This is a genomic window from Streptomyces sp., from assembly GCF_050698815.1.
Taxonomy (GTDB): domain Bacteria; phylum Actinomycetota; class Actinomycetes; order Streptomycetales; family Streptomycetaceae; genus Streptomyces.
Genome location: NZ_JBOHCV010000611.1, coordinates 1 through 4253, shown reverse-complemented (window position 1 = coordinate 4253; position 4253 = coordinate 1). Strand labels below are relative to the sequence as shown.

The 4253-nt window shown below is 66.2% G+C and carries 3 protein-coding genes and 1 pseudogene; 3 read left to right on the top strand and 1 reads right to left on the bottom strand.

The annotated features are described in order from the left end of the window. Window positions 1–234 precede the first annotated feature (234 nt). The gene (locus ACRDP3_RS22160; RefSeq protein WP_431518744.1) at window positions 235–870 is read right to left on the bottom strand and encodes a TetR/AcrR family transcriptional regulator; all 636 of its coding nucleotides are present in this window, start codon (window positions 868–870) and stop codon (window positions 235–237) included. 115 nt (window positions 871–985) lie between these two features. Between ACRDP3_RS22160 and ACRDP3_RS22155 the strand changes: the two genes are divergently transcribed. The 3 genes and pseudogenes from ACRDP3_RS22155 to ACRDP3_RS22145 form a co-directional block, all read left to right on the top strand. After that, window positions 986–2200, top strand: a complete 1215-nt coding sequence (locus tag ACRDP3_RS22155; protein WP_431518743.1) for a cytochrome P450 — start codon at window positions 986–988, stop codon at window positions 2198–2200. 23 nt (window positions 2201–2223) lie between these two features. After that, entirely contained in the window at window positions 2224–2418 is a 195-nt protein-coding gene (locus ACRDP3_RS22150) for a ferredoxin (protein WP_431518742.1), read from the top strand. Between the two features lie 1452 nt (window positions 2419–3870). Beyond that, a pseudogene (locus ACRDP3_RS22145) lies at window positions 3871–4173 on the top strand (CorA family divalent cation transporter); the annotation flags it as partial. Window positions 4174–4253 lie beyond the last annotated feature (80 nt).

Sequence of the window (4253 nt, the reverse complement as noted above, 5' to 3'; positions counted from 1 at the left end):
GGAGTGGGTGGTTCGCTCCAGGAGTGCCTCAGCCGCGTTGGCCGAGAACTACGCCGGACTCCCCATCGGCTACTGAGCGCTGACCGGTCACGCACCACGCCCGGATCGTGCGCTGATCTTGCCCGGAGACAAAAGAAGCCCGCTGACCTGGAGATTCGCTCTCCGTCAGCGGGCTTCTCGATGCTGTCGGGTGTCACAGGGCTGGGTCAGCCGTCTGGTGGCTCAGGACACCGGCTAACTGCCTCTGGTGAGGCCACGGAGGCAGTCGGCGAGGCTTTCGCGGTGCTCGTGGAGTGTTTCGGGGGTGACTCCGTCCGCGGTGACGGACACGAGGTGATCGGTGGCCGCGCGTAGTGCCGAGCTCAGGGCGGCGGCCCGCATGCGGACTTCGAGCGTGTGCACCGGCATGCCCGTGCGCTCGGCGAGCACGTCGACGAAGACGGATTCCACGCGCTCCCCCAGCGCGAGGTGGGTGGCGCGCAGCACAGGTTCGGCGTGCGTCATGCGGACCAGGCCGAAGACCGCATCGAGATCGGGCCATGTGGAGTCGAGTACGGGCGTGTAGGCCGCACGCAGATGTTCGGCCAGCTCCAGTTCCGGTGGCCACGTGCGCAATACCGCTTCGAAGGCGTCGATCGTCTTCGTGAGCAGTGGCTCGATACAGCTTTCCTTGCTGCGGAAGTAGCGCCACAGCGTCCGCTCGGACACCCCGGCGGCGCTTGCGATCTGGTCACCCGATGTCGCGGCCACACCCTGCTCGCGGAACAGCCGCACCGCGAGGCGGGAGATCTCGAGCCGCTGCTGCTGGCGTTGCCGGTCGCTCACCGGTGGACGACCGCGGCGGGTCTTGCGGTCGTTCAGCTCAGCCACTGAGACCTCCGTCGGGCGATCGGGGATGGCGCCGAACACCGTAACCTACGACACATTTATTGACCGTAACTGTCATAAAAACGTAGCTTCGGGCTTCCAGAGAGATGGGAGAGCCATGAGTGTTGCTGCCGCCCCCCGGCGCCTGCCCTTCGAGAGGCCGAACGTGCTCGACCTCGCGCCGCTGTACGAGATATTGCGCCGCGAAGCGCCGGTCACCCCGGTCACCACCCCCGTCGGCGATCCCGCCTGGCTGGTCACACGATTCGACGAGGTACGCGCGCTGCTCGGCGACAAGCGGCTCGGGCGCTCCCACCCCGAACCCGAGCAGGCGTCGCGCATCTCGACCGCCGCAGTGCAGGGCGGCCCCATGGGCGACTACGAGACCGAGGAAGCCGACCACACGCGGCTGCGCCGCCTGCTGACCCCGGCGTTCTCCGCCAAGCGAATGCGGGCGCTCACCGAGTACATGCAGGCCCTTGTGGACGGCTACATCGACCGGCTGGAAACCGAACAGGCCGCAGATCCGGACGGGGTCGCCGACCTGCACGCCGGACTGGCCCTGACGCTGCCGGTCGCGGTGATCTGCCGATTGCTGGGCGTGCCCGAGAGCGACCGCGAGCACTTCCGATCGCTCTCCTACCGCATGGCCAACTACGCCAGCAGCGGCGACGACGCCTACCAGGCGTGGAACGAGTTCAACGGATACATGAGAGGGCTGGTCGAGACCAAGCGCGCCGAACTCCGCGAGGACGTCATCTCAGACCTCGTACGCGCCCAGGAGGAGGACGAGGAGTTCGACTACGACGAGATGATCAGCCTCTGCGTCGGACTGCTCTTCGCGGGACACGAAACCACGGCCAACCGCATCGGACTGGGCACGCTGTTCCTGCTCACCCAACGTGAGCACTGGGAGGACCTGACCGCCGACCCCGCCGGCCGGATCGACTCCACCGTCGAGGAGATCATGCGTCTGGGGGCGCCGGGCGACCTCGGCCTGCTGCGCTACGCCCACACCGACCTCGACATCGCAGGCGTCACCATCCTCCGCGGCGATGCCGTCATCCTGTCGATCAACGCCGCCAACCGCGACCGGTCCGTCTACTCCGACGCCGAGGCCTTCGCCCCCGACCGTGAAGAACGCAGCCACCTCGGATTCGGTCATGGCCCGCACTTCTGCATCGGGGCCAGCCTCGCCCGCACCGAACTGCGCATCGTCTTCGCAGCCCTCGCCCAGCGCCTCCCAAGCCTGCGCCTGGCAAGGAACATGAACGACCTCGAGGTGTGCACCACCATTACCGGCGGTGTCACCGAACTGCCCGTGACCTGGTAACCGCGCCACCGCGAAGGGACACCATGAAGGTAACCGTCGACCAGGAAACGTGCGTCGGCTCCGGTCAATGCGCGCTGGCCGCCGCGGACGTTTTCGACCAGCGAGACGAGGACGGCATCGTCGCCCTGCTGGATCCCGCCCCGCCGGGAGGTCTGGCCGCCGACGTCAACGATGCCGCGGCGATGTGCCCGGTCCAGGCCATCACGGTGGAGGAATGACCGCGGGACCTCCCCCGGGCCGGGCCCGCATCCCCTCCCGACTATCGTGCGCCGAGTGCCTCCGCGAGCACGACAAAACCCGCTGACCTGGAGAAATTCCCCTGTCAGCGGGCTTCACCCTGCTGTCGGGACGGCGGGATTTGAACCCACGACCCCTTGACCCCCAGTACATCGCGGTAGGCGTTGATGCAGGTCGGAGTACACACGACACACGCAGCCCTGTTCTGTTGAGCTCGGACCGTTCGGCCACGCGCACAGCTTGTGGTCCCCAAGTGGTCCCCGAATTCGATTACGCCTTTGCGGCTGCTCAACATGCGGGTTTTGCACGCCGGTAGTTGGCGGTGGACCAGCAACCTCGGACCTGATCCCGATGACCTCGCATGTGGAGTGCGTCGCCGTTCTGGAGCCGGTCCGAGAGGGCGTTTGACCTGCCGTTTTCTGGGCAATGGCTGTCGGTTCGAACTGTTTTCGGTGGTCGCAACAGGTGGACGCGGAGAACGCTGCCTGAGCTGCGGTTTCCGGTGCTCCGGTGGCGGTTTGCGCGAGGGGCCGCAGCGATTCCCGACGCACGGATGACGCACGTTCTGATGGAGTGTCAGGTGCGATTGGAGTGCTGCTGGCTCATGGCTGGCTGTTCGGCAGCCAGGCTGCGCGGTGACCTGGGTCAGCCGCTCTCCAGGCGCGCGGCCGGGAGCGTCGAGAATCGCTGAGACCGTATCGATCCCTGGTATTCGGTGCCGTGTGCATTGAGAAGTGCCAGGCCAACTTGCCCTTGGAGGTGAGGCGAGGCTGTGGCTTTCGCGAGCTGCCAAGTGCTGTTGCAGGGGACGTTGACCTGCCCAGGTCCTGCCGTCTGAGTTCGGGTCTCATGTCGCCGCGCGGGTGTGTCCGATGAGAGTCACTGCCCCTCATCGCAAAGTGACGAAAGTGCTTCCGTAATGTTCCGGGTTGGCATACTCTGCGGGAATTACCGCACGTCAGACTGCAGCGGTCTGAAGCGCGGCGGAGGTGTCATGGGTGGGGACCCGTTTCTATCAGCAACGGTTGGCGAACGTGGGGGGCCGGAGGTGTCGTCGATGCCTCGCGATAGGGCGCAGGTGCCCGATCCGTACGGTGACCGGCCTCTGTTGACTTCTGCAATGACGAAAGGCTATGACGCCGTACCTGGCGAAGAACGGGATCGGTTGCGGCGCTATCTGGAAGCGGTTGTCGTGGCCCGCCCGGCGCCCGTGCATACTGCCGTCGCCTTCAACGCCGTGTACTTCGGGTACGACCTCGGCGGCGACGGCTACGGAGGGAGCCCGCTCTGTCTCGACGACTTCCCTGTGATCACCTTCGGCGAGTGCGCTCCCGTGCTCCCGGTCGGTGCAATGGTGTGTGTCGCCACCGGGTCGGACCCGTTGTACGCCGAGATCGTCTATCGGGAGGGTGCCCACCCAGATGCGGGCGCCGGACGGCTTCCGCCAGGCGCTGGCCGACATCCTCACTGTCAACGCCACTCTGGTCGGGCAGCAGCAGAACGCCGAGATGCGGGCCCTTGCGGGAGCGGGCTTCGAACAGAACGAGGAGATCAAGAAGATCTCCGCCTGGGCGGCCATCCTCTTCGCCCCGACCCTCGTCGGCACGATCTACGGCATGAACTTCGATGAGATGCCGGAGCTGCGCTGGGTCTTCGGTTATCCCTTCGCCCTCGGCCTGATGGCGGTGGTCTGCGTCAGTCTGTACATCATCTTCAAGCGGCGAGACTGGCTCTGAGTCGTCACCGCGGGAACGGATGCACGTAGGCTTGCCGCTCTTTTCCCGGGTGTGGTGATGCCCGCCGCCTCGTACGAGGC